At 65.6% G+C, this 1133-nt stretch carries 1 protein-coding gene; it reads left to right on the plus strand.

All coding sequences use genetic code 11. The annotated features are described in order from the left end of the window. Positions 1-113: 113 nt before the first annotated feature. Positions 114-1133, plus strand: a complete 1020-nt coding sequence (locus AAFP35_RS26230; RefSeq protein WP_419224620.1) for an IS481 family transposase — start codon at positions 114-116, stop codon at positions 1131-1133.

A 1133-nucleotide genomic window follows, 5' to 3' on the forward strand; every position in this document is an offset into this window, starting at 1 on the left:
TGTACTGACCCGGGACGTTAAGTACGGCGGTCGGCGAGTCGACGTGACATAGGGAAGACCTCCGAGTGAGGTGTGGAGCTGTCTAGGAACCGCTCCTCAACCCGGAGGTCTTCGTGTCTCACCGTAATTCACCGTTGTCCCCGACTGGTCGGTTGCGTCTGGCTCGGTGCGTCGTGGATGACCGGTGGCCACTGCGCCGCGCGGCTGACCGGTTCAACGTGTCGGTCACCACGGCCAAACGGTGGGCCGACCGCTACCGCGACGCGGGGTCAGCCGGAATGGTCGACCGGTCCAGCCGACCCCGATCGTGTCCGCATCGCACCAGCCGGCGCCGGGAACGCCGGGTCGTCGGGTTACGCGTCTCCCGCCGCTGGGGACCTGCCCGGATCGCGTTTCACCTCGGGTTGAACGTCTCCACGGCGCACCGCATCCTGACCCGGCACCGATGCCTACGGTTGTCATGGACCGACCCGGCAACCGGGGCGCCCGTACGTGCCCGCAGACGCGAGGTTCGCCGGTACGAACGCCAAGCGCCCGGAGACTTGATCCACGTCGACATCAAGAAACTCGGCAGAATCCCCGACGGTGGCGGACATCGCATCCACGGCCGCGCCCAGGGCACCCGCAACTCCAGCGCCCACAGCGAGCCCGCGCGACCGCGCAAAGTCCACGGTCGCCCCAACCTGGGGTACGCGTTCCTCCACCACGCCGTCGACGACCATTCCCGCTACGCCTACTCAGAGATCCTCGGTGATGAGAAGAAGGAAACCGCGACCGCGTTCATGGCCCGGGCATTGGCGCACTTCGCCTCTATCGGTGTCACCACCGCGCGGGTGATGACCGACAACGGGTCGTGTTACCGGTCTCGAATATTCCGGGATTTGCTGGCAGACAACGGGATCAAACACAAGTGGACCCGACCATACCGGCCACAAACCAACGGCAAGGTCGAACGCTTCAACCGCACCCTGCAGGAGGAATGGGCCTACGCCCGCCCCTACCTCAGCGAAACCGAACGCGCCGCGGCCTTCTCCGAGTTCCTTCGCATCTACAATCACGAACGCGGCCACACCGCACTGCGAGGCAACTCACCCGTCAGCCGCGTACCCAACCTGGCAGGTCAGTACAGCTAG

The organism is Gordonia sp. CPCC 206044, assembly GCF_048537895.1.
In the GTDB taxonomy this organism is placed as follows: Bacteria; Actinomycetota; Actinomycetes; order Mycobacteriales; family Mycobacteriaceae; genus Gordonia.